This is a genomic window from Bacillus amyloliquefaciens DSM 7 = ATCC 23350 (assembly GCF_000196735.1).
Lineage (GTDB): Bacteria > Bacillota > Bacilli > Bacillales > Bacillaceae > Bacillus > Bacillus amyloliquefaciens.
The window spans coordinates 321,609-343,897 of the sequence record NC_014551.1; the positions used below are offsets into that span (position 1 = coordinate 321,609).

Below are 22,289 nucleotides of genomic sequence, written 5' to 3' on the forward strand. Positions count from 1 at the left end.
TCCGTTCCCCCTCACTGTTTGTTCTGTCTTTATGAAGTCGTGACGACATTTTCGAATAAATCTTTAGAAGCTTTTTTATCATTAAGGAAGTATTGCCACGGATCTTTATGGACAGAGAGTGTCTCATTCATTCTGTCATTGAGCTCCTGCCGTTTTTCCGGATCGTTTAACACGGATTGGACATGAGATAAACCGACGCGCTCCAGCCATGCGGATGTACGCTCCAGATAGTTTGCCGTTTCTCTGTAGTACTGAAGGTAAGCACCAGCGTATTCTAAGACTTCTTCATTTGTTTTCACTTTCATCAGCAAATCACCGGCGCGCAAATGAGTTCCGCCGTTCCCGCCGACATAAAGCTCCCAGCCGCCGTCGATGCCGACGACGCCAAGGTCTTTAATACCGGACTCCGCACAGTTCCGCGGGCAGGCAGACACGGCCATTTTGACTTTATGAGGTGTATTGAGCCCTTCGAATTTTTTCTCCAGCGCAATGCCCAGTGCCATGGAGTCTTGCGTGCCGAAGCGGCAGAATTGTTCGCCTACGCACGTTTTTACCGTGCGGAGCGTTTTTCCGTACGCGTAGCCTGACGGCATATCAAGCTCGGCCCATACTTTCGGAAGATCTTCTTTTTTCACGCCGATGAGATCAATTCGCTGGCCGCCGGTCATTTTCACGAGCGGGATTTCGTATTTGTCGACGACATCGGCGATCTTGCGAAGATCTGTGGAATTGGTCACACCGCCGTACATCCGGGGAACGACGGAGTATGTTCCGTCTTTTTGAATATTGGCGTGCATCCGTTCGTTCACAAATCGGGAAGTTCTGTCATCCTCGTACGTAGCCGGATTGATCATGCCTAAGTAGTAGTTGAGGGCAGGCCGGCATTTGGAGCAGCCTTCCGGCGTTTTCCAGCCGAGCACGTTCATGATTTCTCTCGTATGTGACAGCCCTTTGGCTTTGATTTCTTCTACGACTTCATCTCTCGACAATGAGGTGCAGCCGCAAATCGCTTCTTTTTGCGCGGATGCGTCAAATTCTGATCCCAGTGTGTATTGAAGAATGTCTTCAACGAGCGGTTTACAGCCTCCGCATGAGCGGGATGCCCCGGTGCATGCTTTGATTTCGTCCGTGGATGTGCAGCCTTTTTCCTGAATGGCTTGAATAATCGCGCCCTTTGATACGCCGTTGCAGCCGCAGATGATTTCATCGTCGCTCATCGCCGCGGTCATACTTGTACCTGCTTCCTGATCAAGAGGCTGTAAAATTGATATTTTGGAGGTTTCGGAGATATCGGCTTCTTTTTGAATCATTGAAAACAGGCGGCCGCCCTCGCTGCTGTCGCCGAATAAAACAGCACCGACAATTTGATTTCCTCTCAGGACGATTTTTTTATAGATGCCATCCTGTTCATCGAACACTTTAATCGCTTTTTTGTCCTCTGATTCGTTAAAGTCACCGGCAGAGAACACCTCGACACCTGATACCTTTAATTGAGTGGAGAGAACGGAACCTTCATACGGTTTTGTTTCGATGCCGCAAATATGCTTTGCGAGCACTTTCGCCTGTTCATAGAGCGGCGCCACAAGTCCGTATGCGATTCCGCGGTGCTCGGCACATTCGCCGACCGCGTAAATGTGCGGGATTTCAGTTTGCATATAATCATTGACAATGATGCCGCGGTTAACCGGAATGCCGCTTTCTGCGCCAAGCTGTGTATTCGGGCGGATGCCGACGGCCATGACGACTAAATCAGCTTCAATGATTGTGCCGTCTTTAAAGCGTACGCCTTCAACACTGTCAGTGCCGAGGATTTCTTCAGTTTGCTTTTCAAGTAAAAAGGTCATGCCCTGTTTTTCTAATTCGTTTTGCAGCAGGCGTCCTGCCGCTGCATCAAGCTGGCGTTCCATCAGGAATGGGGCGAGGTGGATGACGGACACGTCCATGCCGAGATTCAGCAGTCCCCGCGCGGCTTCCAAACCCAGCAGTCCTCCGCCGATGACGGCTGCTTTTTTATATTGTTTTGACGCGGCGAGCATCGTGTCTGTATCTTTAATATCCCGGAAAGCAGTGACACCTTGTTTATCCGCGCCCGGAATCGGTAGGATAAAAGGTACGGAGCCTGTCGCCAGGATGAGTTCATCGTAAGGCTGGATTCTGTCTGCATCTGTGATGACGGTTTTGCTTTCCGGGTTCACTTTGATGACTGTTTCACCGGTATGCAGCTGAATGTTGTTTTCTTTGTACCAGTCCCAATCGTTTAACGTAATATCTTTAATATCTGTATCGCCTTGCAGCACTTTTGACAGAAGGATTCGGTTATAGTTGGGATGAGGTTCGGCCCCGAATATAGTAATCTCGAATTCGTCTTTTGAAACACGCAGTATTTCTTCAATTGCTCTTACCCCGGCCATTCCATTTCCAACAAGGACTAGCTGTTTTTTTCCCATCAGATGATCCGCTCCTTATCTATGTTTTTTTTAGCGTAGCACAGCAAAAACAAATATTTAAGATGCATGTTATGAAATGTAACAAAAAATACGAAAAAATCTAAAAATTTTATGAAAAATTATATGGGGCTGATTCGTACGGCGCACATCTTAAAACCGGGCATTTTACAATCTGCTGTTTATCGGAATGATGGCGCTCGGCATGGGTAACGGAGCGGTATTTCAGCTTGTCCCGCAGCACTTTAGAAAAGAAATCGGAATGGTGACGGGAATCGTCGGGGCGGCCGGCGGCATAGGCGGTTTTTTTCTTCCCAATATTTTAGGGTCATTAAAGCAGGTGACGGGATCTTATGCTATCGGCTTTATCTCTTTTTCATGTATCGCATTGCTTGCGTTTGTGCTTGTTCTCGCAGCAGGTTATTATTGGAGAAAAAGCTATGGCACTGAAAGCAGCCATGCGGATGTTTAAGTTTGAGCGGAAGACACGTGTGACAGCGTGTCTTTTTCATGATGTATAACTTTTACTTGATTTTAAACGGAGAATACAGCAGAATAAATAGTAACGATTGCGATTTAAACTGATGTACATAATAATTGAAAAGAGACGGGTATGTATCATAAATCGTAATCATTCTATTTTATCAGGAGGATATGTTCATGAAAAAAATTCCGGTTACAGTATTAAGCGGCTATCTTGGTGCTGGAAAGACGACTGTTTTGAATCATATTTTACAAAATCGCAACGGTTTAAAAATTGCTGTCATCGTCAATGACATGAGCGAAGTAAACATAGACGCCGGCTTGGTGAAGCAGGGAGGCGGCTTATCACGGACAGATGAGAAACTTGTGGAATTATCCAACGGCTGTATCTGCTGCACGCTGCGTGAGGATCTATTAGTCGAGGTCGAGAAACTCGCCAAAGACGGCAGGTTTGATTACATCGTAATTGAATCAACAGGGATCAGCGAACCGATTCCCGTTGCCCAAACATTTTCTTACATAGATGAAGAAATGGGCATTGATCTGACAGCCTTCTGCAAGCTGGACACAATGGTGACTGTGGTGGATGCAAACCGCTTCTGGCATGATTTCCAGTCCGGTGACAGCCTCCTTGACCGTAAGGAAGCGGCGGGAGAAGAGGATGAACGAGAGATTGCTGATCTATTAATTGATCAAATCGAGTTTTGTGACGTTCTCATTTTAAATAAGCGCGACATGGTGGGCGAAAAAGAGCTTGAACAGCTTGAAACAGTTCTTCGTGCATTACAGCCCCGGGCCAAGCTGATCCGATCCGTCCGCGGAGAGGTGTCTCCCGAATGCATATTAAATACCGGTTTATTTGAGTTTGAGGAGGCAAGTTCATCTGCAGGATGGATAAAGGAGCTGACGGCAGGTCATGAGGCGCACACTCCGGAAACGGAAGAGTACGGAATCACTTCGTTTGTGTACTCGCGGCGTCTGCCGTTTCATACCGCTCGTTTTGACAGCTGGCTGCATCAATCAATGCCTGACAACATTGTACGCGCAAAAGGAATTGCATGGTGCGCAACCCGCAACAGCCTTGCGCTGCTGATGTCTCAGGCAGGTCCGGCAGTCTCGATTGAGCCTGTTTCTTATTGGGTGGCGGCGATGCCGAAACTTGAGCAGGAGCAGATCAAACAGCAGGAACCGGAAATTCTGGAGGATTGGGACGCTCAATTCGGAGACCGCCATACGAATCTGGTGTTTATCGGAACTGATTTAGATCAAGCAGCCATCACAAAGGAATTAGATCAGTGTCTGCTGACACCGTCTGAGTTCGATTCTGACTGGTCGCAGCTTGAAGATCCTTTTCAATGGGACATTCAGCGGGCTGAATAACATACCGGCCAAGTTTAGAAGCGGGTGAGAAGGGAAGGAGTGATGAAAAAGGAGCTGACCAATGTGAAAGCACTGACATACCAAGGGAAAGAACATATAGAAGTGAAAGAAGTCCCGGCACCCTCCATTCAAGACGAGAGAGATGTCATCGTTCGAATCACCGCAACCGGGATTTGCGGTTCAGATCTTCATTTATATAAAAACGGAATCCCCGCCGATCCGGGTTATATCGTCGGACATGAGCCGATGGGAATCGTTGAAGAAACGGGCAGTCAAGTCAAAAGGCTGAAAAAAGGCGACCGCGTCGTGATCCCTTTTAACATCGGCTGCGGTGAATGTCATTATTGCAAGCACCAGATGGAAAGCCAGTGTGATGAATCAAACCCAAACCCTCATACAGATGCCGGCGGCTTATTCGGTTTCTCGGAGTTTAACGGTAATTATCCCGGCGGGCAGGCTGAATATTTGCGTGTTCCTTTTGCTGATTTCTCTTCTTTTCTGGTTCCGGCAGACAGCGGGCTTGAAGATGAGCAGGTGCTGCTTCTGTCAGATGTCATGCCGACCGCCTTTTGGAGCGTCCAGCACAGCGGAGTGAAAAAAGGAGACACAGTCGTTATTCTGGGGTCCGGGCCGATCGGTTTAATGGCGCAAAAATTCGCTTGGAAAAAAGGAGCAAAACGGGTCATCGCAGTCGATCAAGTCCCGCAGCGTCTTGAACATGCGCGACGCACAAACGGAGCAGAGACCTTCAATTTTTCAGAACATGATGAGATCGGAAAACTGCTGCATGAGCAAACGTCAGGGGGCGCGGATGTTGTGATTGATTGTGTCGGAATGGACGGTACGCCGCTTTCAAAAGAAAAAGCAGAGCAAAAGCCGAATCAGTTCGGAACCATCAGTCCGATTCTTACAGCGTCAGAAGCCGTTAAGAAGTTCGGAACAGTTCAGCTCACAGGCGCATATATTTCTGAAGCGGACGGTTTTCCGCTCGGTGATTTTTTCACCCGCAACGTCTCTTTAAAAATGGGGCAGGCACCCGTTATCCATCTGATGCCGATGCTGTATCAAATGGTCGAACAAAATGAAATTGATCCGACGGATATCATTACGCATAAAATGAGTCTTGCGGAAGCCCCTGCTGCATATGATATATTTGACAAAAAAGAAGATGGCAATATTAAAGTGATTTTGAAGCCATAGCGAGGGGAAACACAATGAATATTTACAGACCGGCAGGATTTTGGATCAGATTGGGAGCCTTAGTACTCGACTATTTAATTACTTCAGTGCCTCTGGCGATTATTTTTATGCTGGCAACAGGAAAAGATCCGAATGATAGCACAATGATCAGCATCATTTTGACTCTTTATTCTCTTTTGCTCCCAGTTTACTGGAACGGTTACGTTATCGGCAAAAAGATTTGCGGTATCCGCATTGTCAAAAAAGACGGCACTCAGGTAGGCTTTCTTACTATGATTTTAAGAGTGCTTGTGGGCGCTTTAATATATGGCGTGACGTTTGGAATCGGTGTGATCGTGAGCGCCTTCATGGTCGGAATGAGAGAAGACAAACGGTCAATCCACGATTTTGTAGCAGGAACGTATGTCACATACGCGCTGCCGGATGAATCGATTGAAAAGAGCGAATAATTTCGCTCTTTTTTTTTGCATAAAAACTGGATGAAGGCACAACATATTACAAACGTTAAAGGAGGAAAGAGTCATGAAAAAAGCTGCGTTATCATTGGCTGCGTTTTTCATTACGGCAATGGTTTTCACAATGCCGGCACACGCCGCTGAAACGAAAATGCCTTCAACAATGTCACTTACGCAACAGCAGAAAAAAGAAATTGAATCACTTGAAAAAGAAATACTCGAAAAACGCAAACATGTCATTTCCAAATATGTTGAGTACGGCGTCCTGCCGAAAGAAAAAGCAGAGCATATTAAACAGCATATGGACAGGCACTTTAATATGATGAAACAAAACGGCTTTATTCCAAAGCCTCCCCCTCATAAACTGGAAAAACGGCATCATCATTCTTAAGCATCCGGCAAGTCGGATGCTTTTTTGTTTTTATCGGGATTGCTTTGAAACGCGTTTCATAACGTATGATATTAATATCATACGCATCAGGAGGATGAAAACACATGATACATGAAAAACCGGGTCTTTTCCCTGATACATTTCTATGGGGGTCAGCTTCAGCTGCCTATCAGGTTGAAGGAGCCTGGAATACAGACGGTAAAGGCCCTTCAGTATGGGACTTTTTCACAAAAATACCGGGTAAAACATTTAAAGGCTCAAACGGTGATACAGCAGTCGGCCATTATGAACGTTATAAAGAAGATATCGCCTTGATGGCAGAGATGGGTTTGAAAGCTTATCGCTTTTCTGTCAGCTGGCCGAGAATTTTTCCGAAAGGCAGAGGGGAAATCAACGAAGCAGGGATCGCATTTTATGAAAACTTGATCGATGAATTGATTTCTAACAATATTGAGCCGGTGCTGACTCTCTATCATTGGGACTTGCCTCAGGCGCTGATGGATGAGTACGGCGGATTTGAATCAAGGAAAATAATTGATGATTTTAATAATTACTGCGTTGCGTTATACAAAAGATTCGCCGGAAAGGTGAAGTACTGGGTCACGTTAAATGAGCAGAATTATAATTTTCATAACGGATTCATTACAGCTTCACATCCACCCGGTGTAAAGGACAGAAAACGATTTTATGAAGCGAATCATATCGCATTTTTAGCTAATGCCAAAGCAATTGAATCCTTCAGAAAATATGTTCCTGACGGCTTGATCGGCCCGAGCTTCGCATATTCACCGGCTTATCCGCTGACAAGTCACCCTGAAGACATAACTGCATTTGAAAACGCAGAGGAATTTATGAATCATTGGTGGCTTGATATGTACTGCTGGGGGACTTATCCGCAAATTCCTTTCAGCTATTTAAAGGAAAAGGGCTGGGCGCCTGCCATTGAAGCCGGCGATATGGAGCTGCTGGCAAAAGGCAAGCCGGATTTCATCGGTGTTAATTATTATCAGACGATTACGTATGAAAGAAATCCTCTTGATGGTGTATCGGAGGGGAAAATGAACACGACGGGGCAGAAAGGGACAAACCAGGACACAGGTATACCGGGACTGTTTAAAACGAAAAAGAATCCTGATCTTGTGACGAGCAATTGGGATTGGACGATTGACCCGACAGGCCTGCGCATCGGCCTCCGGCGTATAACGAGTAGGTATCAGCTTCCGGTTTTTGTTACAGAAAACGGGCTGGGGGAATTCGATAAAATAGAAGAAGACGGCTCGATTCAGGATGACTACAGAATCGACTATTTACGCTCCCATCTTGAACAGTGCAGAGAGGCCATCAGTGACGGAGTTAATCTCATCGGCTACTGCAGCTGGTCATTTACGGATCTGTTAAGCTGGCTGAACGGCTATCAAAAGCGCTACGGCTTTGTATATATCAATCGTGATGAAGAAGACGAAAAGGATCTGAAACGGATCAGGAAAAAAAGTTTTTATTGGTATCAGAATGTAATTGAAACAAACGGTAAGAGTTTATAAAAGTTCCCTGAGAGAAATATGATTCTCTCAGGGATTTCTTTTACATTGCGGCCGCATCAATAATATACGTATCTGCATGAAGATCGGATATTTCGGCAGGCACTGAATAACAGGTAAGGCTGTATCGGCCTTTCGGAAGATCGAAGAAAAGCCTTTTTGACATCACGCTTTCAATTTCAATCCCATCTTTTACAGCCTCGAAGGGAACAGTCGCTTTTTTCTCATAGGATGGCACCGGCTCATTTGTGTTCAGCCTCAGGACGATAAATGCCTTCGTATTTCTCCCTGCTTCAAATGAAACAGCATCGTCAGCCTCCGCGTATCCTTTTTCAATGGCTTCATCGGTCCAATCGATAACAGGCGGTTCTGAATCTTTTTGGAAGATTGTAAATTGATGATAAGAAATGGTCAGTTCTTGCGGTTTCCATGATTTAATCAATGCGCTGTTCCTCCTGTTTTTTACTTGATTTTAAATAATACTCTCGTTCCGTCTGGATCATTGGTAAGCTGGTGTCCGACCCAAGAGCCGGCTCCGCGGTTGTCTGCCGGAGAAATATATTCTACGGAGGCATTATTTCCGCCCTGTTTACAAACCGCCATCGGCCATTCATCCCTATCGTATCCTGTTTTTACAGGCACATGTTTAAGAGATTGTTCACGCCGCTTATGTACTCCGTCTCTGTCAATGGTGCATATGCTGGAATGTCCTTCTTTTATCGCGTCCTTAATATGCTTTGCTGTTTCCGGATATCGATCGGACGGAAATAGGATTACCTTGTCGTAATCACTCTTCTGAACGGTCTGCTCGTTATCTGAGAAAATATCACCCTTGATCAGGGCCGCGACTGCTCCGGCAATGATGATAAGAACAAGCAGCAGTGCTTTTAATGTTTTCAAGAGTATCAATCACCTCCAGTTTTAAATTGCTGTGAAGCTGGTCCAAGAATAAAGCAGAATCGTCCCGCTGTAAAGCTGTTAAAATATATTTTTCAGCCGCAATTCTGCTGAATATCTGTAAAACCGTCCGTACAAATCCGCTTTATCCAAATAAAAAACCGATCAGAAAGTGTTTTTTGCCGTTTCTCTATTCAGAAATGAATGATTGCGGCCGTCTGAATAATTGGCTATTATAGCGATAAGCTCACCGGCAGGGTAATTCGTCGGCGAGTTTCCGCCCCGTGACGGTTTGTAATTCTGCGCGACGGAACGATAAAAAGACGGCCATCTTATAAGAAGGCCGTCAGCATGTCATTCCAGATTCGCATGTTTTGTAAACATATCTGCCGAATTCAGTTCTTTTTTCTCCATGATTTTTAGGATAACCGCATCATAAAACAGCAGAAGAGTTTGTTCGAATAAAGAACCCATCGGCTGAATCGTCTTTCTGTCTCCGTCTGTCTCTTCCTTAGGAGAGCCTGGGATCGTTATCGTGAGATCCGCAAGTTTGCCGAGACTCGAGGCGGGGTTAATCGTTAATGCAGTGATGATGCCGTTAAGGCTTTTGGCTTTTTCGGCTGTGTGGAGGAGACTTTTTGTTTCTCCTGAGCCGGAGCCGATGATGACGAGACCGCCTTCTTGGAGGGGAGGGGTAAGCGTCTCACCGACAATGTAAGCGTTCAGTCCGATATGCATCATCCTCATGGCGAACGCTTTAGCCATAAAACCGGAACGGCCGGCTCCGGATGTGAAGATCTGATCTGCCGATAAAATCTGCTCCGCAAGCTTGTCAGCTTCACTGTCGGCTATTAATGATGCGGTACGGGATAATTCATTCAGGATGTCATGTAAGTATTCAGTCGTTTTCATGATCCTTGTGTGATCAGCTGTTTCATTTTTGAAGCAGCATCCGCTTTATCGTCAGCGCCCGTAATCCCTCCGCCAACAATGATTAAATCCGGGTTTTGTTTGATGGCTTCAGGAAGCGTATCAAGTTTAATGCCTCCGGCAATTGCGGTTTTTGTGTTCTTGACCGCTTTTTTAATCGCCGTCAGTTCCCCGAATGAATTTTTTCCTTCTGCTTGAAGATCATAACCTGTGTGAACACAAATATAATCAACACCGAGTTGGTCAATTTCTGTTGCCCGTGTTTCAAGGTCTTTTACGTTAATCATATCGACGAGGATTTTTTTCTGCTGCTTTTTTGCTTCAGAAACCGCCCCTTTGATCGTTGAGTCATCTGTTGCCCCTAAAACGGTGATGATGTCGGCTCCCGCTTCTGCCGCTTTCATAATCTCGTAACCGCCCGCATCCATGATTTTAAGATCAGCAAGCACTTTCAGATGAGGAAAGGCCTCCTTCATTTGCTGTACGGCTCTCAGTCCTTCATTAATGACAACCGGAGTGCCGATTTCAACAACATCTATATATTGTTCGACCTCTTTCACAAGTTCAATTGCTTCAGGAATATTCACTAAGTCTAATGCGAGCTGTAATTCCACTTTATATCCACTCCTCTTCTTAATGTATTTACATTCTATAGAGCGTCCCGCATGTTGAGAAGTACGCACTTTGAAGTCTAATAGTTACCTTGAGGATACTGTCCCCGCAGGCAATGCGCTTTGTTTCAGCAAAACTGCGTGGTAGTATAAACTGATGAAAGCTCTGTGAAAAAGTAAGTGTGTATTAATAGATGATGAACATACGAAAAGTCAGAGGAAGGAGAGTTGTCCGTGAGCCGAATGGATAAGAAGACGTTTAATTGCGAAAAGGAATTGACGCTTGCCGTGATAGGCGGGAAGTGGAAAATGCTGATTATGTGGCACTTGGGGAAAGAAGGAACGAAGCGGTTTAATGAGCTGAAAGCTTTAATTCCTGATATTACGCACAAAATTCTTGTGAATCAGCTCAGGGAGCTGGAGCAGGATCTGATCGTTCACAGGGAAGTTTACCCTGTCGTCCCTCCGAAAGTGGAGTACTCTTTAACGGCGCAAGGAGAGAGCCTTATGCCGATTCTGGACGCCATGTATAAGTGGGGAAAAGAATATATGGAATTAATCAACATTGATAAAACTGCAATTAAGGAATCTTTTTGAAGCGCTCTATGTAAAATAGAGTGCTTTTTTTTGCGGGTTAATGAAATCATATTGCGAACGGTTGAACCTCCTGTTTCGGTTCTTGCGCTTTTTTTCTTGTATCGGCTTACATATGTTAACTTTTTTCATTCTGCCATAATGGGATATTCGGCAGATTTTATACTATAGTTTAAAGATTTTTAATTTTACGTAAATAATATTTTTTGAAAATAAATTGCGGGATGCCGCAAAAATCCCTCTGGATTTGTCGGAATTTTTTTCGGTGTGCCGCATGAAACTTTTCACCCATTTTTCGGTGATAAAAACAATATTTTCATATAAAGTGAACGTAAGTAGATATATAGAAATTCATGAAGAAATAGGTAAACCTTTCGTGCTTACAATCTTGACTTTTGTCTGGATTTCCCATAATTTGATGCCGAAATTTCGGTCTTTACAAGTAATGGATGACGGATTTCGGCGGTGTTTTGAATCGGGATGTTTTGGAGGTAAGTGGTTCTTTTGGCTTGAGAATGAGTTAGGGACATTGAGGGAGGCTGTTTCTAAGGAAGAATTGACAATTTTATCTTAAAAAGGGAGGCGTACACATATGGGAATAACTTTTTATCCTTTAACAAATGCTCAAAAACGTATCTGGTATACAGAGAAATTCTATCCGCACACAAGTATTTCAAACCTTGCCGGCTTCGGGAAACTCATTTCTGAAGACGGGGTACAAGCCCATTTCGTTGAGAAAGCGATACAGGAATTCGTCCGGCGGCATGAGTCGATGAGAATCCGTCTTCGGCTTGATGATGAGGGGGAGCCCGTTCAATATGTGAGCGAATACCGTCCGCTGACTATCAAGCATACAGATATCAGGCAAGCCGGTTGCTCTGCGGACGAGCTGTCAAAATGGGGGCGTGACGAGGCAAGCAAGCCTCTGGCGTTATATGATCAGGATTTGTTTCGTTTTTCCGTGCACACCATCAGCGAAAAAGAGGTTTGGTTCTATGTTAATGTGCATCACGTTATTTCAGACGGAATTTCCATGACGATTCTGGGCAATACGATTACCGATATTTATTTGGAGCTTTCGGGCGGAGCAAGTGAGAACGAGGCGGAGATTCCTTCCTTTATCGAGCACGTGCTGACAGAGCAGGAATATGTGCAGTCGAAGCGGTTCAAAAAGGATCGGGATTTTTGGAACGGACAGTTTGAGACCGTACCGGAGCTTGTGTCTTTAAAACGGAGCCAGGCAGATGCGGGGCTTGATGCGAAACGGTTTTCTCAAGAAATTCCTCATGACCTGTACGGCCGGATTCAATCATTCTGCGGGGAGCATAAGGTCAGCGTTCTTTCTCTGTTCCAGTCAGCTCTGATCGCTTATCTCTACAAAGTAACAGGCCGGGATGACGTCGTCACGGGTACGTTTATGGGAAACCGGACGAATGCGAAGGAAAAGCAAATGCTCGGGATGTTCGTATCTACGGTGCCTGTGCGGACAAGCGTTGACGGAGGACAGTCGTTCTTGGAATTCGTCAAAGGCCGGATGAAGGATCTGATGAAAATTCTCCGCCACCAAAAGTATCCGTATAACCTGCTTGTCAATGATTTGCGCGCTTCGAAAAGTTCGCTGAGCAGATTGTTTACAGTATCTCTGGAGTATCAGGTGATGCAGTGGCAGAAAAAAGAGAATCTGTCCTTCTTGACAGACCCGATCTTCAGCGGAAGCGGAACAAATGATATTTCGATTCATGTGAAGGAACGATGGGACACCGGGAAATTGACGATTGATTTTGACTATCGCAGTGACATATTCAAAGCCGAGGAAATTAAATCTGTTTCTGAACGTCTGATCACGCTGATTGAAGATGCGATTTCATCTCCTGATCGCGTAATTGATGAGCTCGCTCTTCTTTCGGATTCTGAGAAAGAGATGCTTCTGAAACGGGCCTCCGGCAATCAGGTGGCTTATCGCAAGGAGATGACGATTCCGGCGCTGTTTGAAGAGAAAGCGAAGACACTGTCTGACAAACCCGCGGTTGTATATGAAGGCCGAACATTGTCCTATCGCACATTACATGATCAGTCAAACCGTATCGCTGGACGCCTTCTTAAAGCCGGGATATCAGCGGACTCTCCTGTCGCGGTGCTGCTCGGCCGTTCTGAACGTGTCATTGCGGCAATATTGGGAATTTTGAAAGCGGGCAGCGCATATGTGCCGATCGATCCTGACTTTCCGGCGGATCGGATTCAGTACATATTGGAGGACAGCGGAGCGAAGGCCGTTCTGACAGAGGCCGGGATACAGGCGCGTGAAACTGATGCTGAATGGATTGATTTTGACGAGGCCGTTCAGTATGAGGCGGCTGCTGAAGGTGTCGGCACTCAATCAGACCGGCTGGCTTACATTATCTATACGTCCGGCACAACGGGGCGGCCGAAAGGCGTGATGATTGAACACCGGCAAGTTCATCATCTGGTTCAATCACTCCAGCAGGAGATATATCAATGCGGTGAACAGACATTAAGAATGGCGCTTTTGGCTCCGTTTCATTTTGATGCGTCCGTCAAACAGATTTTTGCCTCACTTCTTCTGGGTCAGACGCTTTATATCGTGCCGAAAACAACTGTAACGAACGGCTCGGCACTGCTGGACTATTATCGCCAAAACCGGATTGAAGCCACCGACGGAACGCCTGCGCATCTGCAGATGATGGTTGCGGCGGGAGATGTCAGCGGAATTGAACTGCGCCACATGCTCATCGGCGGAGAAGGCCTGTCTGCAGCTGTTGCTGAACAGCTGCTGCAACTCTTTCATCAAACGGGCAGAGCGCCGCGGCTGACAAATGTCTACGGGCCAACGGAGACGTGCGTAGATGCGTCCGTGCACCCGGTGTCAGCAGATAACGGAATGATGCAGCAGGCGGCGTACGTTCCGATCGGAAAACCGCTCGGAAATGCCCGGCTGTATATATTGGATAAACACAAACGGCTTCAGCCCGACGGTACGGCCGGTGAGCTGTATATCGCTGGAGACGGTGTAGGCCGCGGCTATTTAAATCTTCCGGATTTGACCGCAGAGAAGTTTTTGCAAGACCCGTTCAGTGAGAGCGGCCGCATGTACCGTACGGGTGATATGGCACGCTGGCTGCCGGACGGCACAATCGAATATATCGGCCGTGAAGATGATCAGGTGAAAGTCCGCGGCTACCGCATTGAGCTGGGAGAAATTGAAACGGTGCTCAGAAAAGCTCCGGGCGCGGCGGAGGCCGTCGTGCTGGCACGGCCGGATCAGCAGGGCAGCTTGGATGTTTGCGCCTATATCGTTCAGGAGAAAGGAACCGAGTTTCATCCTGCCGAGTACAGGGAGTATGTGTCCAAACACCTTCCTGATTACATGGTGCCTGCTTACTTTACAAAAACGGATAAAATTCCGCTCACGCCGAGCGGGAAGGCGGACCGCAAAAAGCTGTTCGCGCTTGATGTGCAGGCTGTCAGTTCGTCCGAGTATGCCTCACCGAGAAATGAAACGGAGGAAACGCTCGCCGTCATCTGGCAGGAAGTACTCGGCATGGACAAGGCGGGTATTTATGATCATTTCTTCGAGTCAGGCGGTCATTCATTAAAGGCAATGACGCTTCTGACGAAAATTCATAAGCAAATGGGCGTTGAAATTCCGCTGCAGTACTTGTTTGAGCATCCGACAATCGCGGCGCTTGCCGATTATGCGGCAAGCCGAAACGAAGGACCGGCTTTCAGTACGATTGAGCCGGCTGAGAAGCAAGCGAGCTATCCGCTTTCTCTCGCTCAGCAGCGGGTTTATATCGCGAGCCAATTTGAAGATGCGGGAGTCGGGTATAACATGCCGGCGGCAGCCATGATCGAAGGCGCTTTAGATCGTGAAAAACTTGAGCGTGCATTTTCTGCCTTAATCAGCAGACATGAAGCGCTCAGAACATCGTTTCAATCAGAAGACGGCACGCCGAGACAGGTGATTCATGAGCAAGTTCCATTTCATATTGAAGTGATTGAAGCGGGCGGAAGAACGAATGAGCAGGTCATGAAGGACTTTGTGCGCCGTTTTGAGCTGGAAGAGGCGCCGCTGTTCAGAATCGGTCTGCAAACGCTCGGTCACAATCGCCATATGATGCTGTTTGATATGCACCACCTTATTTCAGACGGGGTGTCTATTTCCATCATGCTGAAGGAACTTGCAGACATCTATGGCGGAAAACAGCTGCCTGAATTGAGCATTCAATATAAAGATTACGCCGTCTGGCAGGCGGAACGGGCGGAAGAAGGCTACAAGAAGGAGCGGGCATACTGGAAGGAAGTCTTCAGCGGCGAACTGCCGGTGCTTCAGCTGCTCCCTGATTATCCGCGGCCGCAGGTGCAAAGCTTTGAAGGTGACCGCGTGTCAGTCAAGCTGCCGAAAACGCTGCGGGAACGGCTGCAAAAGCTTGCCGAGAAAAACGGAGCCACCCTTTACATGGTGCTGTTATCGGCATATTATACGCTGCTTTCTAAATATTCAGGACAGGAAGACATCATCGTAGGGACACCGTCAGCGGGAAGACACCATTCTGATACTGAGGGGTTGATCGGGATGTTTGTCAACACCCTTGCGCTGCGGAGCACCGTGAAGCAGGATCAGACATTTACAGGCTTGTTAGGCCATGTGCGCAAGCAGGTGCTGGACGCGTTTTCTCATCAGGACTATCCGTTTGAGTGGCTGACCGAGGAACTGAATGTGCCCCGGGATATGAGCAGGCACCCGATATTTGATACGATGTTCAGCCTGCAAAATATTTCGGACGGAATTCCGGAGATCGGTAATCTGACACTGTCTCTTCATGAAACAAACTTCAATATCGCCAAGTTCGATCTGACAATGCAGGCCAGGGAGACGGCAGAAGGCGTTGCGCTTGATCTGGACTATTGCACGAAGCTGTTTAAGCGGTCGACTGCTGACCGTATGCTTACGCATTATGTCCGCCTGCTGGAGAGCGCGGCAGCTCAGCCGGAAGCGAAAATCAGCGAATATGATCTGCTTTCTGAACGGGAGGCTTTGAACCAATTACAGCGGTTCAACCCGGAACGCACGGCATACCCGAAAGATCAAACGATCGTGCAGATCTTTGAAGAACAGGCTCAAAAGAACCCGGACCGGACGGCTCTTCAGTTCGAAGGGGAAACCCTGTCGTATCAACAGCTGAATGAACGGGCCAACAGGCTTGCGCGGCATATTCTTTCGGCCGGGGGCAGCGGAAAAACCGCGGCTGTTTTGTGTGAACGGTCATTGGATATGATTGTTTCCATTATGGCTGTGTTAAAAGCGGGGTCCGCCTATGTGCCGATTGATCCTGAGCATCCGGTTCAGCGGATTCAGCATTTCTTCCGTGACAGCGGGGCGAGTGTGCTCCTGACTCAGCGAAGCCTCAAGCCGATTGCGGAAAAAGCCGGTTTTCAAGGCGTCATCTTGCTTGCTGATGATGAGGAGAGCTATGAAAAGGACTCTCACAATCTCGCGTTGCCGTTTGATTCAAAAACCATTGCGAATCTCACTTATACATCAGGCACGACGGGAACGCCGAAAGGAAACATCGTCACACATGCCAACATATTACGGACGGTAAAAAACACGAACTATTTGACCGTTTCTGAAGAAGACACGGTGCTCGGACTGTCAAACTACGTCTTTGACGCCTTTATGTTTGATATGTTCGGTTCGCTGTTAAACGGTGCAAAGCTTGTGATCGTTCCGAAAGATACGGTGCTGGACATGTCCCGCTTGTCCCGTGTGATCAAACGGGAGAATGTAAGCATTCTGATGATTACGACGGCCCTGTTCCACCTGCTTGTTGATATGGAGCCGTCCTGTCTGACGACGCTTCGGAAAATCATGTTCGGGGGCGAAAGAGCGTCTGTTGAGCATGTCAAGAAGGCGCTTGCGGCAGTCGGAAAAGGAAGACTGCTCCATATGTACGGCCCGTCGGAAAGCACTGTATTTGCGACATACCATCCAGTGGATGTCATTGAAGAGGATGCGATCTCCGTTCCGATCGGAAAACCGGTCAGCAATACGGAAATCTTCATCATGAACAAGGCCGGGCGAATACAGCCGGCAGGCATCCCGGGAGAACTGTGCGTCAGCGGGGAAGGCCTCGTAGAAGGCTACTACAACCGTCCTGAACTGACGGAAGAAAAATTTGTAAAACATCCGTTTAAGGAAGGTGAACGGATGTATAAAACGGGCGACTTGGCCAGATGGCTGCCGAATGGCGATATCGAGTTTATCGGACGTATCGACCATCAGGTGAAAATCCGGGGACAGCGGATTGAGCTTGGCGAAATTGAGCATCAGCTCCAAAGTCATGACCAGGTTCAGGAATGCATCGTGCTCGCTGTAGACCAGGGCGCGGGTGACAAACTTCTTTGCGCGTACTTTGTCGGCCTTAGAGAAATATCTTCCCGGGAACTGAGGGAGCATACGGCGAAGGATCTCCCGGCTTATATGATTCCGGCCGTCTTTATTCAAATGGATGAATTGCCTCTTACAGGAAACGGAAAAATTGACAGGCGGGCGCTGCCGATGCCTGATGTGACTGCAGCGAACGCCGTGTCATATACGGCGCCGCGCAATGAAACAGAACAAAAACTAACGGATATTTGGGCTGAGGTGCTGCAAATGGAGCGGGTTGGCATCCATGATCAGTTCTTTGAGATCGGAGGCCATTCGTTAGCGGGGATGAAACTGCTTGCTCTCATTCAGCAGACATTCGGCGTCCGGCTTACATTAAAGGATCTGTTCACTTCTCCGACGGCTGCGGGCCTGGCGAAGCTGATTGCCGGATCTGAACGGAAGGCGGCTGAGAGTATCATGCCTGCTGCCGTGCGGGAAACGTATCCGGTTTCTTCACCGCAGAAGCGGATGTTCGTGCTTCAGCAGCTGGAAGGCGCTGAAACAAGCTATAACATGCCGTCTGTGCTGCGTTTAAAAGGAAAGCTTGATGCAGAAAAGCTGAAATCCGTCATGAAACAGCTGACAGAGCGCCATGAAGCCTTCAGAACGACGTTTGACATAAAGGATGGAGAAACGGTTCAGCGTATATGGGCCGAAGCTGATATTGACATGGAATATTACGAAGCCTCTGAGGAAGACGCTGAACAAATTATTCAGAGCTTTATCCGGCCGTTCCGCCTGGATCAGCTTCCTCTCGTCAGAACGGGCCTGGTCAAGCTGGCTGAACATGATCACCTGCTGTTGTTTGACATGCACCATATCATTTCGGACGGCGCTTCCGTAGGCGTGCTGATAGATGAACTGTCCCGCTTATATGGCGGCGAAACGCTTGAGCCACTGCGGATTCATTATAAAGACTATGCGGTATGGCAGCAGACATTTATTGAATCAGAGCAGTATCGCAAGCAGGAGGAGCATTGGCTTCGGGAGCTTGACGGCGAGCTTCCGGTATTGACGCTTCCGGCTGATTACAGCCGTCCTGCCGTGCAAACCTTTGAAGGAGACAAGCTGGTCTTTTCTCTGACGGAGAAGCAGACGTCGGCTCTTCGCAGTCTTGCGAAACAAACGGGTTCTACCATGTACATGGTGCTGCTGGCGTCATACAGCGCTTTTCTCTCAAAACTGAGCGGACAGCATGACATCATTGTCGGCTCACCGGTCGCGGGACGGTCACATGCGGATCTCGCAAACGTCATCGGCGTATTTGTGAATACACTCGCGCTTCGGACGTATCCGGAGGCGGACAAAACTTTCGCGGATTATCTTGAAGAAGTGAAACAAACCGCATTACGTGCATTTGATGCACAGGATTATCCGCTTGAAGACCTGCTGCAAAAGGTTGAGGTGCAGCGTGATACGAGCAGAAATCCGCTGTTTGATGCGGTATTCTCCATGCAAAACGCAAATGCGGAAGATCTGGTCATGGAAGGAATTGAGCTGAAGCATCATCCGTTTGACAGAAAAACAGCCAAGTTTGATCTGACAATGACGGCCGATGACACAGACGGAGGCCTGACGTTTGTGCTTGAATATAACACCGCGCTGTTTAAACCGGAAACGGCAGAGACATGGAAGCATTATTGGCTCCATCTGTTAGAAGCCGCAGCGGAAAATCCGGCTGCGAAGCTTTCCGAGCTTTCATTGGTGAATGAAACAGAAAAACAAGCCCTCCTTAACGCATGGAAAGGAAAAACGCTTTCCGTGCCGCGGGACAAAACGGTTCACCGTCTCTTTGAAGAAACGGCTGCCCGCCACACAGACCGCCCGGCCGTGGCATACAACGGCGTGAAATGGACGTACGGCGAGCTGAACGCAAGGGCGAACCGCATCGCCCGCATCCTCATGGATTGCGGTGTCACGGCTGACGAACGGATCGGCATTTTGACGAAACCGTCCTTGGAAATGGCCGCGGGCGTACTCGGCGTCCTGAAAGCGGGCGCGGCATTTGTGCCGATTGACCCGGACTATCCGGAAGAACGTATCAGCTACATTCTGCAGGACAGCGGCGCCAAGCTTCTTCTCACGCAGGAAGCGCTCGATGTGCCGGACGGCTACACCGGAGAAACGATTCTGCTTGACGGCAGCCGCTCGATTCTGAGCCTGCCGCTTGATGAAAATGATGAAGCGAACCCGCAGACAGAAACAACGGCGGATCACCTCGCTTATATGATTTACACGTCGGGAACGACCGGACAGCCGAAGGGTGTCATGGTCGAACACCATGCGCTCGTGAATCTGTGCTTCTGGCACCACGACGCATTCGCCATGACGGCGGACGATAAGAGCGCCAAATACGCGGGCTTCGGTTTTGACGCCTCCATCTGGGAGATGTTCCCGACATGGACCATCGGCGCGGAGCTTCACGTCATTGACGAAGCGATCCGGCTGGATATCACCCGCTTAAATCACTATTTCCAAGAGCACGGCGTGACGATCACCTTCCTGCCGACGCAGCTGGCCGAACAGTTTATGGAGCTGGAAAATAGCTCTCTCCGCATGCTTCTCGTCGGAGGCGACAAGCTGAAGCGGGCGGTGAAACAGCCGTACACGATCGTCAACAACTACGGCCCGACGGAAAACACCGTCGTCGCAACAAGCGGCGTGATCAATCCGGAGGAAGATTCGCTTTCAATCGGACGGGCGATTGCCAATACGAGAGCTTATATTCTCGGCGACGGCGATCAGGTGCAGCCGGAAGGCATTGCCGGTGAATTGTGCGTGGCAGGCCGCGGGCTTGCGCGCGGATACCTGAACCGTGAAGAAGAAACGGCGAAGCGGTTTACCGCCGATCCGTTTGTGCCCGGCGAGCGCATGTACCGGACCGGCGACCTCGTCAAATGGAACACGCAGTGCGGCATCGAATACATCGGCCGCATCGACCAGCAGGTCAAAGTGCGCGGCTACCGGATCGAGCTTTCAGAAATTGAAGTCCGCCTCGCCCAGCTTGCGGGAGTTCATGACGCAGCCGTGACAGCGGTGGAAGACAAAGCGGGCAATACCGCGCTTTGCGCCTATGTCGCGCCTCAGCAGACGGACATCGAAGCGCTCAAAGCGGCGTTGAAAGATACCCTTCCTGACTACATGGTGCCGGCGTTCTGGGTGGAGATGGACGAGCTTCCGGTCACCGCAAACGGAAAGATTGACAAAAAAGCCCTGCCGTCGCCGGACATTGAAGCGGGAAGCGCCGCGTACAAAGCGCCGGAAACGGAAATGGAGACGCTGCTTTCTGACATTTGGCAGGAAGTGCTCGGCCTTGAACAGATCGGCGTAAGCGATAATTTCTTCACGCTCGGCGGCGACTCGATCAAAGGCATCCAAATGGCGAGCCGCCTGAACCAGCACGGCTACAAGCTGGAGATGAAGGATCTCTTCCAGCACCCGACCATCGAAGAGCTCGTCTCCTATGTGGAGCGGACGGAAGGCAAGCAGGCCGATCAGGGCCCTGTCGAAGGCGAAGCGGACTTAACGCCGATCCAGCGCTGGTTCTTTGAGAAGAACTTTACGGACAAACACCACTGGAACCAATCCGTCATGCTTCATGCGAAAGACGGCTTTGATCCGGCTGTAACAGAAAAAACATTACATGTACTGACGGCGCATCATGATGCGCTCCGGATGATTTATCGCGAGCAAAAACCGTATTACAGAGGGCTTGAGGATGCCCCTGTTGAACTGAACGTCTTTGAGCTGAACGGACTTGCTGAAGATCATGAAGACCGTATCGAACGGGAAGCAGATCGTCTTCAAAGCAGTATTTCACTGGAAACAGGACCTCTGCTGAAGGCCGGGCTCTTCCGGGCGGAAGACGGAGATCACCTTCTCCTTGCGATTCATCACTTAGTCGTAGACGGTGTATCTTGGCGGATTTTACTGGAGGACTTCACTTCCGTTTATACACAGCTGAAGCAAGGCAATGAACCGGCGCTGCCGCCGAAAACACATTCATTTGCGGAATTTGCTGAGAGAATCAAAGAATACGCAAATACGAAGGCGTTTCTGAAAGAAGCGGATTACTGGAAAGAGCTTGAGGAAAAAGAGGTATGCACTCAGCTCCCGAAAGACAGGCAGTCTTCTGATCAGCGCATGAAATATACAAGAACGGTCAGCTTCTCTCTGACAGCTGAACAAACTGAACAGCTGACGACAAATGTACATGAAGCCTACCATACGGAAATGAACGACATCCTGCTCACGGCGCTCGGACTGGCGCTGAAAGAGTGGACGGGTGAAGACACGATCGGCGTTCACTTGGAAGGCCACGGGCGCGAGGACATTCTTGACGGCCTGAATATCACCCGGACGGTCGGGTGGTTTACGAGCATGTATCCGATGATCCTTGAGATGAAACACGCCGACGATCTTTCATATCAGCTGAAACAAATGAAAGAAGACATCAGGCATATCCCGAACAAGGGAGTCGGTTACGGTATTCTGCGTTATGTAACGGCGCCTGAGCATAAAGAGAATCTGTCGTTTGAGATTGATCCGGATATCAGCTTTAACTACTTAGGACAGTTTAATGAGATGTCGGATTCCGGCTTATTTACAAGGTCCGATATGCCGTCAGGACAATCGCTGAGCCCTGACACGGAGAAGCCGAATGCGCTTGATATTGTCGGATTTATAGAAAATGGGCAGATGACGATGACGTTTGCCTATCATTCTCTCGAATTTCATGAAAAAACCATTCAATCGTTCAGTGACAGCTTTAAAGGGCACCTTCTGGAAATCATAGATCATTGCCTGTCTCAAGACGGCCCTGAACTTACGCCTAGTGATCTTGGTGATGATGATCTGACGCTTGATGAACTTGATAAATTAATGGAAATTCTTTAACAGAAAAGGCAGAGGTGAC

12 protein-coding genes and 1 pseudogene are annotated in these 22,289 nt (G+C 48.3%); 8 read left to right on the forward strand and 5 right to left on the reverse strand.

Annotated features, from left to right (window positions below; genetic code table 11):
- Positions 1 to 29 precede the first annotated feature (29 nt).
- Positions 30 to 2,447 (reverse strand): NADPH-nitrite reductase, encoded by a 2,418-nt coding sequence (nasD, locus tag BAMF_RS21940; RefSeq protein WP_013350961.1) that lies wholly within the window; start codon positions 2,445 to 2,447, stop codon positions 30 to 32.
- A gap of 172 nt (positions 2,448 to 2,619) precedes the next feature.
- Between nasD and BAMF_RS21945 the strand changes: the two are divergent.
- From BAMF_RS21945 to BAMF_RS21970, 6 genes and pseudogenes are all read left to right on the forward strand, one after another.
- Positions 2,620 to 2,916: pseudogene (locus BAMF_RS21945) on the forward strand (MFS transporter); the annotation flags it as partial.
- Between the two features lie 188 nt (positions 2,917 to 3,104).
- Positions 3,105 to 4,307 (forward strand): GTP-binding protein, encoded by a 1,203-nt coding sequence (locus BAMF_RS21950; RefSeq protein ID WP_013350962.1) that lies wholly within the window; start codon positions 3,105 to 3,107, stop codon positions 4,305 to 4,307.
- Between the two features lie 63 nt (positions 4,308 to 4,370).
- Positions 4,371 to 5,507 (forward strand): zinc-dependent alcohol dehydrogenase, encoded by a 1,137-nt coding sequence (locus BAMF_RS21955; protein WP_041481695.1) that lies wholly within the window; start codon positions 4,371 to 4,373, stop codon positions 5,505 to 5,507.
- Between the two features lie 14 nt (positions 5,508 to 5,521).
- Positions 5,522 to 5,956 carry an RDD family protein gene (locus BAMF_RS21960; protein WP_013350964.1) on the forward strand — a complete coding sequence of 145 codons (435 nt, stop codon included), beginning with the start codon at positions 5,522 to 5,524 and terminating at the stop codon, positions 5,954 to 5,956.
- 73 nt (positions 5,957 to 6,029) lie between these two features.
- Entirely contained in the window at positions 6,030 to 6,353 is a 324-nt protein-coding gene (locus tag BAMF_RS21965; protein ID WP_013350965.1) for a YckD family protein, read from the forward strand.
- A gap of 104 nt (positions 6,354 to 6,457) precedes the next feature.
- Positions 6,458 to 7,894 (forward strand): glycoside hydrolase family 1 protein, encoded by a 1,437-nt coding sequence (locus BAMF_RS21970; protein WP_013350966.1) that lies wholly within the window; start codon positions 6,458 to 6,460, stop codon positions 7,892 to 7,894.
- 40 nt (positions 7,895 to 7,934) lie between these two features.
- Here the strand turns inward: BAMF_RS21970 and BAMF_RS21975 are convergent, their stop codons facing one another.
- From BAMF_RS21975 to hxlA, 4 genes are all read right to left on the reverse strand, one after another.
- On the reverse strand, positions 7,935 to 8,333 hold the full coding sequence (locus BAMF_RS21975; RefSeq protein ID WP_013350967.1) for a competence protein ComJ: 399 nt from the start codon (positions 8,331 to 8,333) through the stop codon (positions 7,935 to 7,937).
- 20 nt (positions 8,334 to 8,353) lie between these two features.
- Positions 8,354 to 8,791, reverse strand: a complete 438-nt coding sequence (locus BAMF_RS21980; RefSeq protein WP_013350968.1) for a NucA/NucB deoxyribonuclease domain-containing protein — start codon at positions 8,789 to 8,791, stop codon at positions 8,354 to 8,356.
- Positions 8,792 to 9,142: 351 nt separating this feature from the next.
- Positions 9,143 to 9,700 (reverse strand): 6-phospho-3-hexuloisomerase, encoded by a 558-nt coding sequence (hxlB, locus tag BAMF_RS21985; RefSeq protein ID WP_013350969.1) that lies wholly within the window; start codon positions 9,698 to 9,700, stop codon positions 9,143 to 9,145.
- Positions 9,697 to 10,332, reverse strand: coding sequence for a 3-hexulose-6-phosphate synthase (hxlA, locus tag BAMF_RS21990; protein WP_013350970.1), 636 nt, complete (start codon positions 10,330 to 10,332; stop codon positions 9,697 to 9,699). Before hxlA ends, hxlB begins: the two co-directional genes overlap by 4 nt.
- 231 nt (positions 10,333 to 10,563) lie before the next feature.
- Here hxlA and BAMF_RS21995 point away from each other — a divergent pair, with 231 nt between their 5' ends.
- Positions 10,564 to 10,926, forward strand: a complete 363-nt coding sequence (locus tag BAMF_RS21995; RefSeq protein ID WP_013350971.1) for a winged helix-turn-helix transcriptional regulator — start codon at positions 10,564 to 10,566, stop codon at positions 10,924 to 10,926.
- 589 nt (positions 10,927 to 11,515) lie between these two features.
- A complete protein-coding gene (gene srfAA / locus BAMF_RS22005; protein WP_013350972.1) occupies positions 11,516 to 22,270 on the forward strand; it encodes a surfactin non-ribosomal peptide synthetase SrfAA in 10,755 nt (3,584 codons plus the stop codon).
- Positions 22,271 to 22,289: the final 19 nt, after the last annotated feature.

Bases quoted from the DNA above. Each gene is read 5' to 3' on its own strand.
- nasD (WP_013350961.1), bottom strand. From the start codon at position 2,447: ATGGGAAAAAAACAGCTAGTCCTTGTTGGAAATGGAATGGCCGGGGTA.
- BAMF_RS21950 (WP_013350962.1), top strand. From the start codon at position 3,105: ATGAAAAAAATTCCGGTTACAGTATTAAGCGGCTATCTTGGTGCTGGA.
- BAMF_RS21960 (WP_013350964.1), top strand. From the start codon at position 5,522: ATGAATATTTACAGACCGGCAGGATTTTGGATCAGATTGGGAGCCTTA.
- BAMF_RS21965 (WP_013350965.1), top strand. From the start codon at position 6,030: ATGAAAAAAGCTGCGTTATCATTGGCTGCGTTTTTCATTACGGCAATG.
- BAMF_RS21970 (WP_013350966.1), top strand. From the start codon at position 6,458: ATGATACATGAAAAACCGGGTCTTTTCCCTGATACATTTCTATGGGGG.
- hxlB (WP_013350969.1), bottom strand. From the start codon at position 9,700: ATGAAAACGACTGAATACTTACATGACATCCTGAATGAATTATCCCGT.
- srfAA (WP_013350972.1), top strand. From the start codon at position 11,516: ATGGGAATAACTTTTTATCCTTTAACAAATGCTCAAAAACGTATCTGG.